Here is a 20051-nt window from a genome sequence, read left to right as displayed (position 1 = left end):
ACTCTGAGGGGTGCGTCATACCAGGATTCCGGAGGGAGGATGAGACGGCAATACGTACCCGATCGTAAGGAGCCTTCATGGCCGAGGACGAGGTCGTCGAGCTGTGCCGTGATCTGATCCGTATCGATTCGACCAACGCCGGCGACAACGCGGGGCCCGGGGAGAGGGCGGCGGCCGAGTATGTCGGGGAGAAGCTGGCCGAGGTAGGGCTCGAAGTGACGATCCTGGAGAGCGACGATCGGCGGGCGAACGTCGTCGCGCGTATCGAGGGCACCGATCCGGGCCGTGACGCGCTGCTGTTGCACGGGCATCTCGATGTCGTGCCGTTCGACGCGGGCGACTGGCGGCATCATCCGCTCTCGGCGGAAGTGGCCGACGGATGCGTCTGGGGGCGCGGGGCCGTGGACATGAAGGACATGGACGCGATGATCCTGGCGGTCGTGCGGCAACGGCTCAGGGAGGGGCGCCGGCCTGAGCGTGACGTGGTGCTCATGTTCACCGCCGATGAGGAGGCGGGTGGGGAGTACGGGGCGAAGTTCCTGGTCGAGGAGCACCCGGAGCTGTTCGAGGGGGTCACGGAGGCGATCGGGGAGGTCGGCGGGTTCAGCGTGTCGATCGGGGCGGATCAACGGCTCTACCTGATCGAGGCCGCGGAGAAGGGCATGGCGTGGATGCGGTTGACCGCGAACGGCCGGGCCGGGCACGGGTCGATGCTCAACCTGGACAACGCCGTGACCGAGCTCGCCGACGCCGTGGCGCGTGTGGGGCGGTATGAGTGGCCGGTACGACTGACGCCGACCATGAGCAGGTTCCTGGAGGAAATAGGCGGCGGCGATCCCGAGGCCGCGATCGCCAAGCTGGGGCCGGTGGCCAGGATGCTGGGCGCGGGGCTGCGCAACACGGTCAATCCGACCATGCTGGAGGCCGGTTACAAGGCGAACGTGGTGCCGCAGACGGCCTCGGCGACCATCGACGGGCGGTTCCTGCCGGGGTTCGAGGAGGAGTTCTTCGCCACGGTCGACGAGCTGCTCGGGCCCAACGTCACGAGGGAGTTCGTGCAGCACCAGGTGGCGCTGGAGTTCGGCTTCGAGGGGCCGCTGGTGACGGCCATGGTGGAGGCGCTGCTGGCCGAGGACCCGGCCGGGCGCGCCGTGCCGTACACGATGTCCGGAGGGACGGACCTCAAGTCGTTCAGCAGGCTCGGAATCCGGGGCTACGGGTTCGCGCCACTCAAGTTGCCTGCGGACCTGGACTTCTCTGGGATGTTCCATGGGGTTGACGAGCGGGTGCCGGTGGATTCGCTCAGGTTTGGGGTGCGAGTGCTTGACCGCTTCCTGGATCACTGCTGAAAACCCCTTGCGGCAACCTTGAGTGATGCTACGGTTACGGATCGTTGAGGGGTGAGTCCACGGACCGGCCTCACATTGTGAGGTCGGTCCTGGTGCTTCTGAAGGAGGGTTCACGTGGCACGCATGCCGGTGCGGTGGTGGCGGGCAATGCCCGCCCTCGCTTCCCGGCGCGTGCCCGTGATCATCTTCGCGGAGGATGCGATCGCCGATCGGGCCGCCCGGATGGCGCGGTTCGCGGCCGGCGCCCGCCAGGTCATCGCACGAGTAGTCGCGGCCGGCGTCCTGCTGGCCGCGGGATGGCTGCTCGCCGTTCTCTTCGGACTGCTCTTCGCCGCTCCGGCGGCCGCGGATTCCACCGCGGCGACAGGGACGGCCACAGCGGCCGGCACCTCTCGCACCGTCACCGGGTCCATCACGGACGGTTTCCCCACGGCTGACGGGAGGGTCTCGGCGTCGGACAACGCCGAGATGATCGGAAAGGTCTCGGCGTGGGACAACGCCGAGATGATCGGAAAGGTCTCGGCGTCGGACAATGCCGAGGCGATGGCGGGGCGGACGGTCGACGGGCTCAACAGCCAGTCCGATCCCGGCCTGCCGCCTGCTTCTCCTGCGACCGATATCCTGGACACCAATGGTCTGGTGCCCAGCGGCGGTGGCAGTGGCCCGTTCGGGCCAAGCATGGGAGATGTCGCGCGGTCCTACTTCGACCCGCGTATCGAGGCTCGGCGCGCCCCCTTGGCGTCCGTGCTTCCTCCGGTCGTCCGCACAGCGGCGGATGACCCTTCTTTCTCACCTGACTGACCCCCGCCACAGATTCCGATGAGTACGGCGGCGGAGCGCGGCTAGATCCCCTCCGCCAGCGGGTGACATGTCAGTCATCTTGGTTCGCGATTCCCCGAGGTCTCCGCTGTGCGCGGCGCACTGCGACCTCGCATGCCCTCGGCTGCCCGCGAACCGTCAGGTATCCCCCTATGAACCAAGTAGGAGCATTCATCATGCGTACGTGGGCGAAGGCTTCGGCCCCCGCGGCTCTTCTAGCTGTAGCCGTCATGTCCTTCGGCAGCGGCACCGCGCTGGCCGACACCTCCGGCGACTCTTCCGTCGGCGGTGGCAACCAGGTCAACCTGCCTGTCTCGCTGCCGATCGACATCAGCGGCAACTCCGCCGCTGTGCTGGGCAAGTCCGAGGCGAGCTCCCAGGGCGGCGCCACGGTCGTCAACACCGGCAAGGGCGGCACCTCCGACAGGACCTCCGGCGACGGGAGCGTCCTTGGTGGCAACCAGGTCAACGCGCCGATCAACGTCCCGATCAACGCCTGTGGCAACGCGGTGGCCGTGATCGGCAGGTCTGACGCGGGCTGCAAGGGCGGCGCCTCGGTCAAGAACACCGGCAGGGCCGGCAGCTCCAACAAGACCTCTGGCAAGGGAAGCGTCCTTGGTGGCAACCAGGTCAACGCGCCGATCAACGTCCCGATCAACGCCTGCGGCAACGCCGTGTCCCTGATCGGCAAGTCCGACGCGGGCTGCAAGGGCGGCGCCACGGTCAAGAACGCCGGCAAGGGCGGGGCCGGTGGCAACCACACCTCTGGCCAGGGCTCCGTGCTCGGCGGCAACCAGGTGATCGCGCCGGTCAGCGCCCCGATCAACATCTGCGGCAACTCGGTGGCCGTGCTCGGCAGGGCGTTCGCGGGCTGCAAGGGCGGCGCCACGGTCAAGAACGGCGGGCACACCCACTACCGGGGCGGTCACGGCTCGACGGGCAACGACACCGACGGGCGCTTCGGGGTCGGCAGCGGCAACCAGGTCATCGCACCGATCAGCCTGCCCATCGTGGCCTGCGGCAACGCCGTCGGCAACGCGCACGCCGGCTGCAAGGGCGGCGCCTCGGTCAAGAACACCGGCAAGGGTGGCCCTGGCGGCAACACCACGTCCGGCAAGGGTTCCGTGCTCGGCGGCAACCAGGTGATCGCGCCGATCACCGCGCCGGTCAACGTCTGCGGCAACGCTGTGGCCGTGATCGGCAAGGCGTTCGCGGGCTGCAAGGGCGGCGCCTCGGTCAAGAACGGTGGCAGGGGCGGCGCCGGGGGCAACCACACCTCGGGCAAGGGCTCCGTGCTCGGTGGCAACCAGGTGGTCGCCCCGATCACCGCGCCGGTCAACGTCTGCGGCAACGCCGTGGCCGTGCTCGGGCTGTCCGGGGCTCGCTGCAAGGGCGGCGCCTCGGTGGTCAAGAACGGCGGTTCGGGCGCGGGTGGCAACACCACGTCCGGCAAGGGCTCCGTGCTCGGCGGCAACCAGGTGATCGCGCCGATCACCGCGCCGGTCAACGTCTGCGGCAACGCCGTGGCGGTGCTCGGCGACGCCGCGGCCGGGTGCCTCGGTGGCTCGAGTGTCGGCAAGCCGGGACACGAGGGCTACCACCCCTACGGACACTACAGCTCCCACCAGGCCGCCGACTCCAAGGCCGGTGGCGTGCTTCCCGCGCTTCCCCCGGTCCCGGTCCTGGGCAGCCTGCGGGGCGTGGGCAACATCACTCCGATGCGTGGCGGCGGCTCGCCCGAGCTGCCGGTCGTCGGCGACATGCCCCTGGTCGGTGACCTGCACGAGCTGTTCGGTCTGCCCGAGCTGCCCGGTCTGCCTGGCCAGCCCGCCACCCCGGTCAGGCACGTCACGCCGGCCAAGCACGTCAAGAACGGCAAGGCTCCGGTCACCCACGCCGCCCGCGCCGAGGACACGCAGTCGCCGCTGGCCCCGGCCACCGCGCTGATCGCCGGCACGCCTGTCGGTGGTGCGGTGAAGCTCGCGACCAGCAGCCTGCCCACCGGCGACCTGGGGCTGATGAGCGCGGCTCAGCCCGCGGGCGTCACCGGGATGACCACCGGCTCGCTGTTCGCGCTGGTCCTGGGCGCGATGTTCGCCGCCTCGGCCACGCTGTTCGCGGCCACCCGCCGCTTCCGGCTCGGCCGGAAGTAATGACAAGAACGTCTACCGCTCACAGCCGGTGAGCGAGTAGCGAAAGACGCTTTGCCCGTTCCGGGGGCGCGGCCCGGGGCGGGCAAAGCCATGTCTGATCACAGGGTGCTGCGGACGCGCATGACCTTGCGGCGCAACCGTACATGACGGCTTCCGTCAGGGTGCAGGCGCACACGCGAGAGCTCCCACTGACCGTACTCCGCGTGTTCGGTGAGCAGCTGACGTGCTGCTTCGCGGGACAGATCGCGCGGAATGAAGATATCCATGTAGGAGTAGTCGAGCACAACGATTAGTCTCCAGGGTGAGTCAGGGCGCGATGCCGCTCGATGGGGCTTATTCTGCGTGCTTGTGGGTGCGTCCGGAAGCTAGTGGGTAGTCCCGGGGGAAGGAAAATTCCGCGAGTCGGGTTACCTTTCAGATCAGTGCCGGCTCCCGGCAGGGGGAATTGCAAGCGAACAGTGAGGTAGGAAGCAGCGTGCCAGCCAACAACGGCAGCACCGGTGGAACCCGCCGTCTGGTGATCGTCGAGTCGCCCGCCAAGGCGAAGACGATCAAGGACTACCTCGGTGCCGGCTACATGGTCGAGTCCAGCATTGGCCACATCCGCGATCTGCCGGAGCGGGCCGATGACATCCCCGAGAAGTACAAGGGGGAGGCTTGGGCGCGCCTCGGGGTCAATGTCGAGCATGAGTTCGAGCCGCTGTATGTCGTCAACGCCGACAAGAGGTCGCAGGTCAGCAAGCTGAAGCAGCTGCTGAAGGATGCCGACGAACTCTACCTGGCCACTGACGAGGACCGCGAGGGCGAAGCCATCGCATGGCACCTGCGCGAGGTGCTCAAGCCCAAGGTGCCGGTGCACCGCATGGTCTTCCACGAGATCACCCCGCAGGCCATCCGGGACGCGGTGGCCAATCCGCGCGACCTGAACCTGCGCCTCGTCGACGCCCAGGAGACCAGGCGCATCCTCGACCGGCTCTATGGCTATGAGGTCAGCCCGGTCCTGTGGAAGAAGGTCAAGCCGCGGCTGTCGGCGGGCCGGGTGCAGTCGGTGGCGACCAGGCTGGTGGTGGAGCGCGAGCGGGAGCGCATGGCGTTCACGTCCGCCCATTACTGGGACCTGCAGGCGCTGTTCGACACGGGCAAGGCCGAGGAGCGTCCGCGTGACTTCACCGCGACGCTGACCTCGGTCGACGGCAAGCGGGTCGCCCAGGGGCGCGACTTCGCCACCACCGGCCTGCTGAAGACGAACGACGTGCTCCACCTGTCGGAGGCCGCCGCCGGTGAGCTGGCTGGCCGGCTCCAGGGTTCGTCGTTCGCGGTCAAGTCCGTCGAGCGCAAGCCGTACACCCGTAAGCCGTACGCTCCCTTCCGGACGACCACTTTGCAGCAGGAGGCGAGCCGCAAACTGGGCTTCTCCGCCAAGTACACGATGCAGGTGGCGCAGCGGCTCTACGAAAACGGCTTTATCACCTACATGCGTACCGACAGCATCACGCTGTCGGAGACGGCGGTGGCGGCCGCGCGCTCCCAGGCGATCAAGCTGTACGGCTCTGCGTACGTTCCCGACAAGCCGCGTGTTTACACCAGCAAGGTCAAGAGCGCGCAGGAGGCGCACGAGGCGATCCGGCCTTCCGGGGAGGAGTTCCGCACTCCCGGTGAGACCGGGCTGAACGGTGACCAGTTCCGCCTCTACGAGCTGATCTGGCAGCGGACCGTCTCGTCCCAGATGAAGGACGCGGTCGGCGAGTCCGTCACGGTCAAGGTGCGCGGCGCGTCGGCCACCGGCGAGGACGTCGAGTTCAGCGCCTCGGGCCGGACGATCACGTTCTACGGCTTCCTCAAGGCGTACGTCGAGGGTGCCGACGATCCGTCGACCGACCGCGACGACTCCGAGAAGCGGCTGCCGAACCTGGCCGAGGGCGACGCGCTGAGCGTGTCGCGGCTCGACGTGGCCGGCCACTCGACCAAGCCGCCCGCCCGCTACACCGAGGCTTCGCTGGTCAAGGAGATGGAGGATCGGGAGATCGGGCGTCCTTCGACGTACGCCTCGATCATCGGCACGATCCTCGACCGTGGCTACGTGTTCAAGAAGGGCACCGCGCTGGTGCCGTCCTTCCTGGCATTCGCCGTGGTCAACCTGCTGGAGCAGCATTTCGGCAACCTGGTCGACTATGACTTCACCGCCGAGATGGAGAAGGTGCTCGACGACATCGCCAACGACCGGGCGGAGCGGGTGCCGGAGCTGCAGCGCTTCTACTACGGCGAGGACGGCGACGAGGGCCTGAAGGAGATGGTCACCGACCTCGGCGACATCGACGCCAAGGAGATCAGCTCCTTCCCGATCAAGGGCACCGACATCGTCATCAGGGTCGGGCGATACGGCCCATACCTTGACAGAGGCGGCGCTCGGGTGAACGTGCCCGAGGACATGACACCCGACGAACTGACCGCCGAGAAGGCGGAGGAGCTCTTCTCGCGGCCCACTGGCGACCGCGAGATGGGGACCGATCCGGTGACCGGGCACATGATCGTCGCCAAGGACGGGCGATTCGGGCCGTACGTCACCGAGATCCTGCCCACGCAGGAGGAGGAGACCCCGAAGCGGCGCACCAAGAAGGCCGACGCGGCGAAGCCGCGGACGAGCTCGCTGTTCAAGTCGATGTCGCTCGACACCGTGACGCTCGAGGACGCGCTCAAGCTGCTGTCGATCCCCCGGGTCGTCGGCGAGCTGGAGGGCGAGGAGGTCGTCGCGTACAACGGGAAGTTCGGCCCCTACCTGAAGAAGGCCGCCGAAACGCGGTCGCTGGCCGCGGAGGAAGAGCTGTTCACGGTCACGATCGAGCAGGCCAAGGAGCTGTTCTCCCAGCCCAAGCCGCGGGGCAGGGGCCGGGCGGCGGCCGCGCCGCCGCTGCGCGAGCTGGGTGAAGACCCCAACTCCAAGAAGCCCGTCGTGGTCAAGGAGGGGCGATTCGGTCCCTACGTGACCGATGGCGAGACGAACGCGTCGCTGCGCAAGGGCGACACGGTCGAGGAGATCACGATCGAGCGGGCGGCGGAACTGCTGGCCGAGCGGCGTGAGCGGGCCCCGGCGCCGAAGAAGACGACGACCCGGAAGGCGCCGGCCAAGAAGGCACCCGCGAAGAAGCCGGCGGCCAAGTCGTAAGTAGCATTGCCGCGTGGTGGTCTTGATCTTCGTGGGCCTGGTGTTCGTGGCGCATCTCTATCTGTGGCATCGGATGGTGCGCTCGACCACTAGGCGCGGGCGGGTGCGCACCGGCCTGACCTGGGGGCTGGTGGGGCTCCTCGCGCTGGTCGTCGTGACGTTCGCGGGGATGCGGCTGGAGATGTTCCAGTGGCTGGCGTGGCCGGGCTATCTCTGGATCGCGATCATGTTCTATCTGGTGATCGCTCTGGTCCTGCTGGAGATTCCGCGGTTGGTGGCGTGGTTAGCGCTGGTCCGGGGGCGGGTGGCCGGGTCGCCGCCGTCGCCGGTTGAGGTGGTGCGACCGGTGACGGTGCCTGCCTCTGGTTCTCCCGATGTTTCGGATATTTCGGGTTTTGGGCAGGTTTCGGGGGTGGAGCCGTCGCCGGGCGGCGACGCGATGAGCAGGCGGCTCTTCCTCGGACGGAGCACCGCCGCCGTCGCGGGCGTGGGTGCGCTCGGCACGGTCGGGTACGGCATCAGCGCCGCGCTGGGTGATCCGGTGATCGAACCGGTCAAGGTCACGCTGCCCGGGCTCGACGCCAGGCTGAGCGGCCTGCGGTTCGCCGTGGTCAGCGACATCCACCTGGGGCCGCTCACGGGCAAGGCGCACACCGAACGCATCGTGCGGATGATCAATGGTCTGCGGGCCGACGTGGTGGCGATCGTCGGCGACCTGGTCGACGGCTCGGTGGCCGAGCTGGGCCCGCTGGCCAGGCCGCTGCGGAGCCTCGAATCCCGCTATGGCGCCTATTTCGTGACAGGTAATCACGAGTACTACACGAGAAACGGCCCTGGTGAGTGGATCGAGGAGCTGGACCGGCTCGGCGTTCGCTCGTTGCGGAACGAACGGGTGGAGATCCGGCACCAGGGCGGCGTGCTGGACCTGGCCGGGGTGAACGACCTCAACGGCGCCACCGCGAACGACGGGCCCGACTTCGACAGGGCGCTCGGCGGTCGCGATACGAGCCGCTCCACGGTCCTGCTGGCCCATCAGCCGGTTCAGGTCTCGCAGGCCGCTCGTTATGGCGTGGACCTGCAGTTGTCGGGGCACACGCATGGCGGGCAACTGGCGCCGTTCAACCTCGTGGTGCCGCTGCAGCAGCCGGTCGTGTCGGGGCTGGCGACGGTTGACGGGGTGCGGGTGTACGTCACGCGCGGCGCCGGGTTCTGGGGGCCGCCGGTCCGGGTGGGCGCGCCGCCCGAGATCACGCTGCTTGAGCTGCGCTCCTGACTTCGCGAGGCGCGAGTTTGCGGGCGACTCTGTGGGCGCGCCGCCCGAAACCGCGCTGCTTGTCGTTGTGGGCGCGCTGCCCGAGACCCGCCGTGCTCCCGGCTTCCGTGGGGTTTGAAGTGGGCTGCTGACTTTCCGCGATCCGCTGGTCACTCAAGCCGCGAGGGGGTAGTATCCAAGCGGATACGTTGGAGGTGGGATGATCTCTTCCCCGGTGGAGGGAGCGTTCGGCGACCTGCTGCCCGAGCAGGGTGCGGTGCCCGAGGGGCCGACGCCCGACGTCACGTTCTGGGCGGAGCGTGGCGGCCTGCTGCTCAAACAGGCCAGACACGCGGCCAACATGAACCAGAAGGCGCTGGCCGGCATGAGCGGCACGTCGCGGACGACGTTGTCGGCCTACGAGCACGGCCGGAAGTCGCCCACGCTCGAAACGGCCGGGCGCATCCTCGACGCCGCCGGGTTCCGGCTGGTGCTGGAGGCCAAGGTCGAGTTCACCACCTGCCAGGGGGCCGACGGCCGCCCGTTCCACGTGCCCAACCGGCTGCCGCGCCTGCCGGCATTGCGGGCCCTGGCTGCCATCCGCCTTGGCGACAGGGCCTATGACCTGGCCGATCGCGGGGATCGCCGGGACGCCTACGTCGTGCTGTTGCGGGAAGGGACTCAGCGGGAGCTGCTCGAGCATCTCGACGGGCTGCTGCTGGTGGAGCTCTGGGATGAGCTGGTGCTTCCTGAGCCCGTACGGGCCGGGTGGCAGCCGTTGGTGGAGCTCGCCCGGCCGTACAAAAGGGACTAGCGAGACAAGAAGGATCTGTCTGGTGTTTTCGGGGGCCTATTCGAGCTGTGTATCATGCGCGACGGCCCGTATACGTAATACTCTCAGCGACGAGCAGCCGGGTATATCCGGCTCGTCTCCTGTCTTCCCATTTCCGGCGAGCACCTGGATACGCTGACATTATGACCGCCCGTGGCCGACGCCAACCGACACATGTGCTGGCTAACGCATCTTTCCGCCGGCTCTGGACGGCGATGTCGGTGTGCAGCCTCGGCGACTGGCTGAACATCCTGGCACTGACCGCCCTGGCAGGAAACCTGACCCAGGGCGACTACCGCACGCAGGCGCTGGCCATCGGCGGTGTCTTCATCGCCAAGATGCTGCCCGCCGTCCTGCTCGGACCCCTCGCGGGAGCGTTCGCCGACCGCTTCGACCGGCGGGTGACGATGTTCACCTCCGACCTGGCCCGGTTCGCCGTGGTGCTGTCGATCCCGCTGGTCGGCAGCTATCAATGGATCATCGTCGCGACGATCCTGGTCGAGTGCGTCAACCTGTTCTGGGTCCCGGCCAAGGACGCCACGGTCCCCAACCTGGTGCCGAAGGAGCAGCTCGAATCGGCCAACCAGCTCAACCTGCTGGTCACCTACGGCAGCGCGCCGGTCGCCGCGATCCTGTTCACGGCGCTGTCCGTGGTGGGCGACGTACTGAAGAACGCCGTGCCGTTCCTGTCCGGCATGGACCCCACCGGGCCGGCGCTGATCGTCAACGCCTGCGCGTACCTGGTGTCCGCGTTCCTGATCTTCACGCTGCGCGGCATCCCCAAGCGTGACGGCGCCATCTCCACCCCGTCGGTGCTCAAGCAGATCGTCGAAGGCTGGCGGTTCGTGGGCGCCAACCGGTTGGTGCGCGGTCTGATCATCGGCATGCTGGGGGCGTTCGCGGCGGGCGGCGCGGTCGTGGGCGTCGCGAAGATCTACGTGGGCGCGCTCGGCGGCGGCGACGCGGCCTACGGCGTGGTGTTCGCCGCGGTCTTCGTCGGCATGGCGCTGGGCATGTTCTTCGGCCTCCGGCTGCTGCGCGAGCTGTCGCGGCGCCGGTTGTTCGGTCTGGCGATCACCGTGGCGGGCGTGGTGCTGATCGCGATCGCGATCATCCACAACCTGGTGATCGTGGTCATGCTGACCGTGCTGCTCGGGGCGTGCGCGGGCATCGCGTGGATCATCGGCTACACGCTCATCGGCCTCGAGGTCGAAGACTCGATGCGGGGGCGGACGTTCTCGTTCCTGCAGTCGACCGCGCGGGTGACGCTGCTGTTCGTGGTGGCGGTGGCCAACCCGCTGGCCGCGCTCGTCGGCGCGCACCCGCTGAGGCTGGGCGAGGTGGTCTACCGGTTCGACGGCACCAACCTGGTGCTGGTGGTCGGTGGCGTGCTCGCGACGGTCGTCGGCCTGCTGGCGCTGCGCCACATGGACGACAGGAAGGGTGTCTCGCTCTCCGAGGACCTGATCGCGGCGGTGCGCGGCGAGCGGCCGAAGTCGGAGACGGCGGAGCAGGTGCCGGGGCTGTTCGTGGCGTTCGAGGGCGGTGAGGGGTCGGGTAAGACGACCCAGTCGCGACTGCTCGCCATCTGGCTGCGCGATCAGGGCTTCGACGTCGTACAGACCCGTGAGCCCGGCTCGACCAAGGTCGGCATGCGGCTGCGCGCGATCCTCCTCGACGCGGCCGAACGCGGGCTCTCGGCGCGCGCAGAGGCGCTGCTGTACGCCGCAGACCGGGCCGAACACGTCGAGAAGGTCATCAGACCGGCCCTCTACCGCGGCTCGCTGGTGATCTCCGACCGCTACGTGGACTCGTCGCTGGCCTACCAGGGAGCGGGACGGGCGCTCGACCCCGAGGACGTCTCCAAGGTCAACGCCTGGGCCACGGGTGGGCTGGTCCCGCATCTCACGGTGCTGATCGACACGCCGCCCCAGGTGGGGCTGACCAGACTGGGCGGCGCGGCGGACCGGATCGAGTCCGAGCCGCTGGAGTTCCACGAGCGGGTGCGCAAGGAGTTCAGGGCGCTGGCCGCCGCCGACCCCGACCGCTACCTGGTGGTCGACGGGATGCTGCCGCCCGAGCAGATCACCCGGCTGATCCAGGACCGGGTGCACGAGCTCCTACCCGATCCGGTGCCGCAGGAGTCCGAGGACATCACGGGCACGATGCCCGCCATCCGCGACTAGCCTTGTCGGGTGAGCGTCTTCGATGACCTCGTCGGTCAGGACCAGGCGGTGGCCGTGCTGTCCCGCGCGGCCGCGGCGGCAGGCGATGCCGTGCGGGGTGGTCGCGGCGCGGGCATGACGCACGCCTGGCTGTTCACCGGCCCGCCCGGGTCGGGCCGGGAGGAGACCGCGCGGGCGTTCGCGGCGGCGCTGCTCTGCCCGGACGGCGGCTGTGGTCACTGCGACCAGTGCCACCAGGTGCTGATCGGCTCACACCCCGACCTCGAGACGGTACGCCCCCAGGGCCTGTCCTACAGCGTCAAGCAGACGCGCGAGCTCATCCTGCGGGCGGCGGGCGCGCCCACGCAGGGCCGCTGGCGGGTCATCCTGTTCGAGGACGCCGACCGGGCCACGGAGTCGGCGGCGAACGCCCTGCTCAAGGCCATCGAGGAGCCGCCTCCCCGTACGGTCTGGCTGCTGTGCGCGCCCGCCGCCGACGACATGATGATCACCATCCGATCGCGCTGCCGGGTGATCACCCTGGCCACCCCCGCCACGGAGGCGGTCGCCCACGTGCTGGCCACCCGCGACAGCGTGCCCTGGGAGACCGCCCGCTTCGCCGCCCGCGCCTCTCAGGGGCACATCAGCCGGGCTCGGGCACTGGCCCTGGACGAGAACGTACGGCGGCGCCGGGAGGCCGTCCTGGCCATCCCTCGCTCGCTGTCCGGGGTCGGCGATTGCGTCTCGGCGGCCGAACGCCTGGTCAAAACGGCCGAAGAAGAGGCCGCGGCGGCGACGGCCGCGCTCAACGAGACCGAGACCACCGAGCTGCGCAAGATCTACGGCGAGGGGTCCACGGGCAAGGGCCTCAACCGTGGGTTGGTGCGAGGCGGCGCGGGGGCGTTGAAGGAGCTGGAGGACCGGCAGAAGTCGCGGGCCACGCGCATCAAACGCGACTCGCTCGACGCGGCGCTGCTGGAGCTGGTGTCGTTCTATCGGGACGTCCTGGCCATGCAGTTCGCGGCCGGGGTGGAGCTGGCCAACGACGACCTCCGCTTCGAGCTCGACCAGCTGGCCAAGCTGTCGACGCCGGAGGAGACGTTGCGGCGGATCGATGCGATCATGCGATGCCGCGAACGCCTCGACGCCAACGTCAACCCGCAGATCGCGGTCGAGGCGATGATGCTCTCCCTCCGGTCCGCCGCGTAGCGGGTTCTTTCCCGCCGGGTGACCCTCGCGGAAGTTGGTCATGTGGCAGGAGCAGCAGATGAGGCCCTTGAGCGTCTCTGTAATGTGAAAGTCGAGCAGCTTTCCCCACCAGAGCCCTTGATACGAGAACGCGTCGATGTCGCGGCGATCTTCGCTGAGCATCACGTGGGTCTCGTGCGGCTGGCGCTCGTCATGGTCGGTGACCAGGCGACCGCCGAAGACGTCGTCCAGGAGGCGTTCACACGCACCCACGCCAGCCGCTGGAGGCTGCGAGATCCGGACAAGGCGCTGGCCTATGTGCGTTCCGCGGTGTTCAACGGCTGCCGGTCCGTGATGCGGAGGCGGGCGATCGCGTTCCGCCGCGCCGTGCCGTACGAACCGCCTGTCTGGTCCGCGGAGAGCGCCGTCCTGGTGAGCGAGGAGCGCCGCGAGGTGCTGCTGGCCCTGCGCGAGCTGCCGAGCAGGCAGCGCGAGGCGCTGACGTTGCGTTACTACCTAGATCTGTCCGACCAGGAGATCGCCGAGACCATGGGCATCAGCGGGGGCACCGCCAGATCAACGATCGCACGAGGGCTCGCTGCTCTCGGCCGAGCACTTGAGGAGGGTTCATGAACAGCCCTGTGGAAGAACGTCTACGTGCGGCCCTCACTGAGGCGGGTGCCACGGTCGATCCCAGCACGCTGCGGCCGCTCAAATCACTCGACCGGCGCCGTCGCGTCGATTTCCGCCTGCTTGCTGTGGCTGGGGTTACGGTGGTGCTCGCGGGGGCGGCGACCGTGGCCGCACTCACGTCTGCCGGCGACGAGCAGCGCGCGGTGGCGGCCAACCCGCCGATCAGCGAGAAGGGGCCGCAGGAGGTCCGTCTCTTCCTGTGCTCCACCGGGTCGAAGAGCCCCGATTGCGCGGGCAGCGCCACTGCCGAGCAGGTGGCGGCACTACAGGCGACTCTGAGCGAGCGGCCGGACGTAGAGTGGTTGTCTTTCGAAGATCAGGCGACGGCCTACAAGAGTTTTCGTCAGCACTACGCAGGCAACAACGCGGTTCTAGACGGGGTCGAGATGAGCGACATGTTCGCGTCGTTCCGGGTCAAGCTCAAGCCCGGAGCCGACGTGGATGCGCTGATCCAAAAGGCGAAGGCGACAGGCGGGGTGGTCAGCGCCTCACGTACATCGCTGAACGCCCTGACGGGGGCCGCCGAGCCGCCGAAGATGGAGGTTACGGTCTTCCTATGTGGGGATCATTCGTCCATGCCAGCGTGCGGCGCCGTCGTCACTCGGGGACCGTCAAAGAAAGTTCAGATGATCAGCAGAGAGGGAAAAAGGATCACGCCGGCCCAGCAGAGAGCCGTTGCGACGGCGATCGACCGGATGCCAGACGTCGCATCAGTACATTTCGAAGATCAGCAAGAGGCGTACGAAAACTTCCGCCGTTCCTATGCCGGCAACAAGGCTCTCGTCCAGGCAACGAAGCCATCCGACATGCCCATCTCGTTCCGTCTTGCGATGAAGCCGGCTTCCCATGGGGACGCGATGATCGACAAGCTGCGCCGCATGCCCGGCGTCGCGCAAGTCGTCGACCAGAGGTGCATGAGCGAACAGCTGGAGATCTATACGCGTTATGGGATCTCACAGCCTGGAGGCAGCAAGATGTGCGCTACAAAGACGCGGTAGTGCCGTTCCGGGGCGCCTGAGGGTGCCGCAGGGATCTGGTGATGGGGTCCTCACGCCGTACGCGTAGACACACGTAATGTGGCAACCGAAGGCCGTAAGAACCCCCGAGGCCGTCAGGAGGCGAGCACGAGCCCATGGGAATGATCATGGCCGTGAGCTTCACCCGCTACGGGCGGCTCTACTACCTCGATCCCGGTGGCCACACCCCCAAGGTGGGCGACAAGGTGCTGGTCCCGACCGACTCGGGTCCTGAGGTGGCGGAGTGCGTGTGGGCGCCGCAATATTCGAGTGAAGACATCGACGGAATGCCGGTGTGCGCGGGCATAGCAGGAGAGGAACACCTCTCCCGCGACGAGACCAACAAGCGCCGCAGGGCCGAGGCCCGCAGCGTGTCCAAGCGGTTGATCAAACGGCACGAGTTGCCGATGAAGGTGGTGGGCGTCGACTACCTCGACCAGGACAACGTCTACACGGTTTACTTCTCCGCTCCGCATCGGGTCGACTTCCGCGCGCTGGTCCGAGACCTGGCCCGCAACCTGCGGGCCCGGGTGGAGCTGCGGCAGATCGGCCCGCGTGACGAGGCGCGCCTACAGGGTGGCATCGGCCCATGCGGCCGCGACCTGTGCTGCGCCACGTTCCTCAAGGACTTCGAGCCGGTCTCCGTGCGCATGGCCAAGGACCAGGACCTCCCGGTCAATCCCTTGCGCATCGCCGGGGCGTGTGGGCGGCTGATGTGCTGTCTCAAGTACGAGCATCCGCTCTATGTCGAGACCCGCAACCGGATGCCGCGTACGGGCAGTCGGGTGAGCACGCCGCAGGGGGAGGGGAGTGTCCTGGGGCATAACGTCCCGGCGGACACGGTGACGGTGCGTCTGGACGATGGTGGACGGCGCTGTGCGTGCCCTTCCGCCTCGGTGTGCTCGCCACGGCAGCAGCACGACAAGATGTACGGCGAGGAGGGCGGCACGTCGTCTCCTGGCGGATAGCGGCGGGTAGCCGGCGGGCACGACGCGGGAAGTTCACGGGCGGTGCTCGTGAACTTCGTGCCCGTCTGCCGCGCCCTTGTGCTCCTCAGCTGTGCTCCTTGACTGGGCCGCGTTTCGGGCACGGGGGTCGGAGAGGCAAACCTGACCCGTATGCGGAGAGGCACGCCCGACCCGTATGCGGCGCGGCGCCTGGCACGTATGCGGCGCCGGGGCTGGTCTGGCCCGTATGCGGCGCGGGCTGATGCCATCCGCAGGCTGGAGGGAGATGGGGCACGCGTAAGATTCGGAGCGTGTGGGTTCGAGCACTGACCGTCGTCGCCGCGACTGTGTTGTTCGCCTCCGCCTGTGCCGGGACGAGGGCGCCGGCGGACGGGCTGAGCTGGTCTGACTGTGGTGACGGGTTCGACTGCGCGAAGCTGTCGGTGCCGATCGACTACGGTCAGCCGAACGGCGAGCACATCAAGATCAGCGTGGTCCGGCTGCCGGCCACCGGCGACCGAATCGGGTCTCTCGTGGTCAATCCAGGCGGTCCAGGAAGTTCCGGGGTCACGTATGCGCGAGCCGCCCGATCGATCGTGAGCGAGGAGGTGCGCGAACGGTTCGACGTCGTAGGGTTCGATCCACGCGGTGTGGGTGAGTCGTCGCCGGTCGAGTGTCTGAGTGACTCGCGGCTCGACGCGTTCATCGCCCTGGACACCACCCCCGACACGTCGCAGGAACGGGCCGCGCTCGAGCAGGGCTCGCGCGAGTTCGCGAAGGGCTGCGAGGCCGGGTCAGGCCGACTGCTGCCGCATGTGGGCACCGTCGACGCCGCGCGGGACATGGACGGGCTGCGCCAGGCACTCGGCGACCAGAAACTGACCTATCTCGGCAAGTCCTATGGCACCTTCCTGGGCGCTGTTTATGCGGACATGTTCCCCAGCAAGGTCCGAGCCCTCGTGCTCGACGGCGCTCTCGACCCGGCCACCTCCCGGCTGAAGCTCAACGCCGACCAGGCCATGGGCTTCGAACGCGCCCTCCGCGCCTACCTGGAGTCCTGCCTGGCGGAGGGCGACTGCCCGTTCCGCAGCCGTACCGTCGACGGCGCTCTGGCCGAGGTGACCGAGCTCCTTCGCCGTACAGACGCCCGCCCATTGCCGGCCGACGGGCGCCAGGCCGGAGAGTCGCTCGCCACCCTCGGCGCCCTGACGCCGCTCTACGACCGCGGCTCCTGGCCGGAACTAACCGAAACGTTCCGCCAGGCCCTGAACGGCGACGGCAGATTGCTCCTCCGTAACGCCGACCAGCTGATCGACAGGCACGCCAACGGCGTCTACTCCAACCAGACCGAGGCCAACATGGCCATCAACTGCGTAGACGGCGCCTATCCCAAGGACGTCTCCACCTACGCGGCCGCGGCGACGGAGGCGGAACGCCAGGCACCCAGGTTCGGCTCCTACCTCATGTGGAGCTCGCTCCCCTGCGCCTTCTGGCCCGCCAAGCCGACACTCACAAACCGCTCACTCACTGCCAAAGGCGCCGCCCCGATCCTGGTCATCGGCACCGAACGCGACCCGGCCACCCCGTACTCATGGGCGCAGGCCCTGGCGAGCGAACTGAACTCGGGCGTGTTCCTCGGCTATGACGGTGACGGTCACACGGCGTACTTCAACGGCTCGACATGTGTGGACGACGCGGTGGACCACTACCTGCTGACGGGCACACCACCAGAGGACGGAACAGTCTGTCCGGGCATCGGCTGATCGGGGGAGCAAGAACCCCTTGGGCTCCTGTAGACTCGTTCACGCTGTACGGCACGCCGCCTTAGCTCAGTCGGCCAGAGCACTTCACTCGTAATGAAGGGGTCTCGGGTTCGAATCCCGAAGGCGGCTCCAGGTCAAAGGCCCCTCGCGATGATCGCGGGGGGCCTTTTGCTAACACTCCTGCTAACAGGAGCATCGTGCCGGGCCCTTGTATGGCCTATGAGATCCTCTGCCATGCCTGTAACCAATGAATGGCTGGCTGGTCCGTCACCAACCAAGCGCCTGGATAGAGAACTGCTGGAAGAGCGCATCCTGAACCTGCTCTCATCGCAGAACATGTGTGTCCTGGCGACGTCTGGGGCTGACGGGCCGCTGGCGACCCCCGTGCGTTACTTCCACCTGGGCTTCGCGCTCATGTTCACGGCGGTGCCCACGTCTCCCAAGATGCGGAACGTAGCCGCAGACCCCAGGGTCTCGATCGGTATATTCGCCCCGCTGGTGGGACAGGCCAGCAGCCGAGGCGCCCAGGTCTTCGGACGAGCCCGCGTTCTTGGGATCGATGATCCGGAGTTCTCGCACTACTGGCCCGCGTTCAGGTGGCAGTCGGATCATGTGGAGCGTTCGCGCCCGCTCGACGAACCGCCGTCCGGCCCGCTGACCGTTGTCGAAGCTGATCGGATTGTCTATACAGAACACTGGCTTCGACGAAGCGGGTATGCACCGCGTCAGCTCTGGAAGCGGCAGGCGGACTGAGGCTGATAGCGAGAAGGCTCATGTGATCTACGAGGGACCTCCTACGGCTGCCGTTGCTCCTAATCTGCGGTTTCGAGGGAGTTGGCGAAGATATCGGCAGCGGCTGCTTCCGCGGAGCGGATCATGCGGGCATAGACCCGGAGGGTGATCGCGGGGTCGGCATGGCCGAGGCGGGCCGCGACGACGTGTACGGGAACGCCGGCCAGGACCAACACGGTCGTGTGGACATGGCGTAGGTCGCGCAGACGGATCATCGGTAGTGGTCGGGGGCGGTACCTTCAGAGTATGCATGCGGTGGCGCACGAGATCATGCCGGTTTTCGATCGCCTGGCGGAAGCCGTGCATTCTCACGGAGCATGCTCCTCGTGAGCCGGGCACCCGTTCTGTTGTTCCTTCATCGGGCCTGGCCTAGCAGGATGCGAAGCCACAGCCGTTCAGCCTCGGGGGCGCGCAGCCAGTCGGATTGGTGCTCGACCACGCAGTCCGAGCGGTAGAGGCGCCGGATGAAGTGCAGGCCGCCTGCCTGGCACAGCTCGTACACGATGTGCTGGCACTCGCAGGTGTGATCGCGCACTCGTACCCGATCGCAACGGGGATCGGGCTCCTGCCAGGTGAGCCGCTCATAGCCTGCTTGAGGTACGGCCGGATGGACCCCGTGGTACGGATCGTCGAGATCGCCAAGGTCCGTCACGGGTTCACCCTCGTGTTCCGAGAAAGCTGAAAAGCGATCTCGTGTTGCCATTGCAGCTCTCGGACGAGCGCGGCGTCGTCGTCACCGCTCACTGTCTGGGCCATCCCGGCACCGATCTGGTCATCACTCAGGGCCATCCCACGTCGCGTGGCATACCAGCTTCCGGGGCCCGTGTCGGTCGCACCGCGCCAGATCACCCAGTTCGGGTATTGGGTTGCCAGATCCTGAAGCGTCATGAGGCCAGCCGATCAAGGTAGGGTCAACGTACATCCGAATGTAGCTACATACGTACGTAGGCGCAATCGAAGGTGCGTACAGTGCTACGTAGCTTCGAGGTCATGGCCATTGACCCCAGCGCCGACCGCCCGGTCTACAAGCAACTCGCCGACCTGATCCGGGCACGCATCGAAGGAGGAGACCTGCGCCCCGGGCAGAGACTCCCCGCCGAGAGCGACTACGTGGCCGAGTTCGGCATCTCCCGCGACTCGGTCCGTCGAGCCATGGCCGTACTCAGGGGAGAGGGACTCATCATCACCGAGCTACGCGGCTCACGCGTCCGAGACGCAGGCGAAGCCGTCACCGTCCAGATAACCCCAGGAACCCACGTCACGGCGCGCATGCCCACCGAGCCCGAACGCAAGCAACTCGGCGTAGCCGAAGGCGTGCCCATCCTGGTCATCACCGACCCAGACGGAGAATCCCGCCTACTCCCCGCAGACCGGACCATCGTCAAGGCCGGCGACGAAGCGTAAACCTCAAGGCCGTTCGATCATCAGGCGTTGTCCGAGACACCGAGGCGGGCAGCAATCGCGCAGGTCGGGACGTTATGACCATGATCGGATGAGTACTTTCTTCACGGTATTCAAGCCGCCGCCCGTTGGGCGGCGGGCGGTCGGCGGTACGCGCCCGGGCGTGCGGCCTCTCCGGGCCGGTCCCGCCCGCGACCGCCGCCGCACATCGGAACGGCGCACGAGAGACGTACGGCAGGCTGAACCAGCGCCACCGGCGGCGCTGCGGTCCGCTCATCCCGACAACAGGCGCACGACGGTTAGCGATCAGGTTATTGAGCCAGATTGAGGCTTGGCTGAGCAGGCTATTGGGCCACTCCCGTAGGGCTCGACCGCTGTTGAGCCAGGTCACGACGTGTGCGTATCGCCTGGAATTGGTCATCCGCGTCCATGATCCTGCTGTTGATCCCTTCAACGGGGTTCCGGAGGATGGCGATGATGGCGCGGAGGTCGGTCTACGTGATCGACATTGCCAAAGG

General features: G+C 67.7%; 18 protein-coding genes and 1 tRNA gene. 15 read left to right on the top strand and 4 right to left on the bottom strand.

Annotated features, from left to right (window positions below; genetic code table 11):
• Positions 1-77: 77 nt before the first annotated feature.
• The 3 genes from AB0J16_RS02445 to AB0J16_RS02435 all read left to right on the top strand — a co-directional run bounded on the left by AB0J16_RS02445 (position 78) and on the right by AB0J16_RS02435 (position 4321).
• The gene (locus AB0J16_RS02445) at positions 78-1349 is read left to right on the top strand and encodes a M20/M25/M40 family metallo-hydrolase (RefSeq protein ID WP_358533740.1); all 1272 of its coding nucleotides are present in this window, start codon (positions 78-80) and stop codon (positions 1347-1349) included.
• A gap of 123 nt (positions 1350-1472) precedes the next feature.
• Positions 1473-2150: a hypothetical protein gene (locus AB0J16_RS02440; protein WP_358534818.1), complete on the top strand. Its 678-nt coding sequence runs from the start codon at positions 1473-1475 to the stop codon at positions 2148-2150.
• A gap of 194 nt (positions 2151-2344) precedes the next feature.
• On the top strand, positions 2345-4321 hold the full coding sequence (locus AB0J16_RS02435; protein WP_358533737.1) for a chaplin family protein: 1977 nt from the start codon (positions 2345-2347) through the stop codon (positions 4319-4321).
• A gap of 98 nt (positions 4322-4419) precedes the next feature.
• Here AB0J16_RS02435 and AB0J16_RS02430 read toward each other — a convergent pair whose 3' ends face one another.
• The gene (locus tag AB0J16_RS02430) at positions 4420-4605 is read right to left on the bottom strand and encodes a DUF5703 family protein (protein ID WP_175590066.1); all 186 of its coding nucleotides are present in this window, start codon (positions 4603-4605) and stop codon (positions 4420-4422) included.
• A gap of 191 nt (positions 4606-4796) precedes the next feature.
• On the opposite strand from AB0J16_RS02430, the gene topA reads away from it, so the two are divergent.
• The 11 genes from topA (at position 4797) to AB0J16_RS02375 (ending at position 18093) form a co-directional block, all read left to right on the top strand.
• Complete coding sequence (gene topA / locus AB0J16_RS02425; protein ID WP_358533734.1) at positions 4797-7484, top strand: type I DNA topoisomerase; 2688 nt, start codon at positions 4797-4799, stop codon at positions 7482-7484.
• Positions 7485-7497: 13 nt separating this feature from the next.
• Positions 7498-8757: a metallophosphoesterase gene (locus tag AB0J16_RS02420; protein WP_358533731.1), complete on the top strand. Its 1260-nt coding sequence runs from the start codon at positions 7498-7500 to the stop codon at positions 8755-8757.
• 199 nt (positions 8758-8956) lie between these two features.
• Complete coding sequence (locus tag AB0J16_RS02415) at positions 8957-9550, top strand: helix-turn-helix transcriptional regulator (protein ID WP_358533728.1); 594 nt, start codon at positions 8957-8959, stop codon at positions 9548-9550.
• Between the two features lie 161 nt (positions 9551-9711).
• Positions 9712-11754, top strand: a complete 2043-nt coding sequence (gene tmk / locus AB0J16_RS02410; protein WP_358533725.1) for a dTMP kinase — start codon at positions 9712-9714, stop codon at positions 11752-11754.
• Between the two features lie 9 nt (positions 11755-11763).
• Positions 11764-12942: a DNA polymerase III subunit delta' gene (locus AB0J16_RS02405; protein ID WP_358533721.1), complete on the top strand. Its 1179-nt coding sequence runs from the start codon at positions 11764-11766 to the stop codon at positions 12940-12942.
• A gap of 84 nt (positions 12943-13026) precedes the next feature.
• A complete protein-coding gene (locus AB0J16_RS02400; protein WP_357653870.1) occupies positions 13027-13554 on the top strand; it encodes a SigE family RNA polymerase sigma factor in 528 nt (175 codons plus the stop codon).
• Positions 13551-14612 (top strand): permease-like cell division protein FtsX, encoded by a 1062-nt coding sequence (locus AB0J16_RS02395; RefSeq protein ID WP_358533718.1) that lies wholly within the window; start codon positions 13551-13553, stop codon positions 14610-14612. Before AB0J16_RS02400 ends, AB0J16_RS02395 begins: the two co-directional genes overlap by 4 nt.
• Before the next feature lie 140 nt (positions 14613-14752).
• The gene (gene ricT, locus AB0J16_RS02390) at positions 14753-15598 is read left to right on the top strand and encodes a regulatory iron-sulfur-containing complex subunit RicT (protein ID WP_358534816.1); all 846 of its coding nucleotides are present in this window, start codon (positions 14753-14755) and stop codon (positions 15596-15598) included.
• 290 nt (positions 15599-15888) lie between these two features.
• Positions 15889-17340 (top strand): alpha/beta hydrolase, encoded by a 1452-nt coding sequence (locus AB0J16_RS02385; RefSeq protein ID WP_358533716.1) that lies wholly within the window; start codon positions 15889-15891, stop codon positions 17338-17340.
• Between the two features lie 55 nt (positions 17341-17395).
• A tRNA-Thr gene (locus AB0J16_RS02380) sits at positions 17396-17472 on the top strand.
• A gap of 102 nt (positions 17473-17574) precedes the next feature.
• Positions 17575-18093: a pyridoxamine 5'-phosphate oxidase family protein gene (locus AB0J16_RS02375; RefSeq protein WP_358533713.1), complete on the top strand. Its 519-nt coding sequence runs from the start codon at positions 17575-17577 to the stop codon at positions 18091-18093.
• Between the two features lie 59 nt (positions 18094-18152).
• Here the strand turns inward: AB0J16_RS02375 and AB0J16_RS02370 are convergent, their stop codons facing one another.
• The 3 genes from AB0J16_RS02370 to AB0J16_RS02360 form a co-directional block, all read right to left on the bottom strand.
• Positions 18153-18347 carry a tyrosine-type recombinase/integrase gene (locus AB0J16_RS02370; protein WP_358533710.1) on the bottom strand — a complete coding sequence of 65 codons (195 nt, stop codon included), beginning with the start codon at positions 18345-18347 and terminating at the stop codon, positions 18153-18155.
• 140 nt (positions 18348-18487) lie between these two features.
• On the bottom strand, positions 18488-18784 hold the full coding sequence (locus AB0J16_RS02365) for a hypothetical protein (protein ID WP_358533707.1): 297 nt from the start codon (positions 18782-18784) through the stop codon (positions 18488-18490).
• Entirely contained in the window at positions 18781-19020 is a 240-nt protein-coding gene (locus tag AB0J16_RS02360) for a hypothetical protein (RefSeq protein WP_358533704.1), read from the bottom strand. The genes AB0J16_RS02365 and AB0J16_RS02360 overlap by 4 nt, the downstream gene beginning before the upstream one ends.
• A 102-nt stretch (positions 19021-19122) precedes the next feature.
• Here AB0J16_RS02360 and AB0J16_RS02355 point away from each other — a divergent pair, with 102 nt between their 5' ends.
• Positions 19123-19536 carry a winged helix-turn-helix domain-containing protein gene (locus AB0J16_RS02355; RefSeq protein WP_358533702.1) on the top strand — a complete coding sequence of 138 codons (414 nt, stop codon included), beginning with the start codon at positions 19123-19125 and terminating at the stop codon, positions 19534-19536.
• Positions 19537-20051 lie beyond the last annotated feature (515 nt).

The organism is Nonomuraea sp. NPDC049750 (assembly GCF_040659625.1).
In the GTDB taxonomy this organism is placed as follows: Bacteria; Actinomycetota; Actinomycetes; order Streptosporangiales; family Streptosporangiaceae; genus Nonomuraea.
This window is presented reverse-complemented; position numbering and strand designations above follow the sequence as displayed.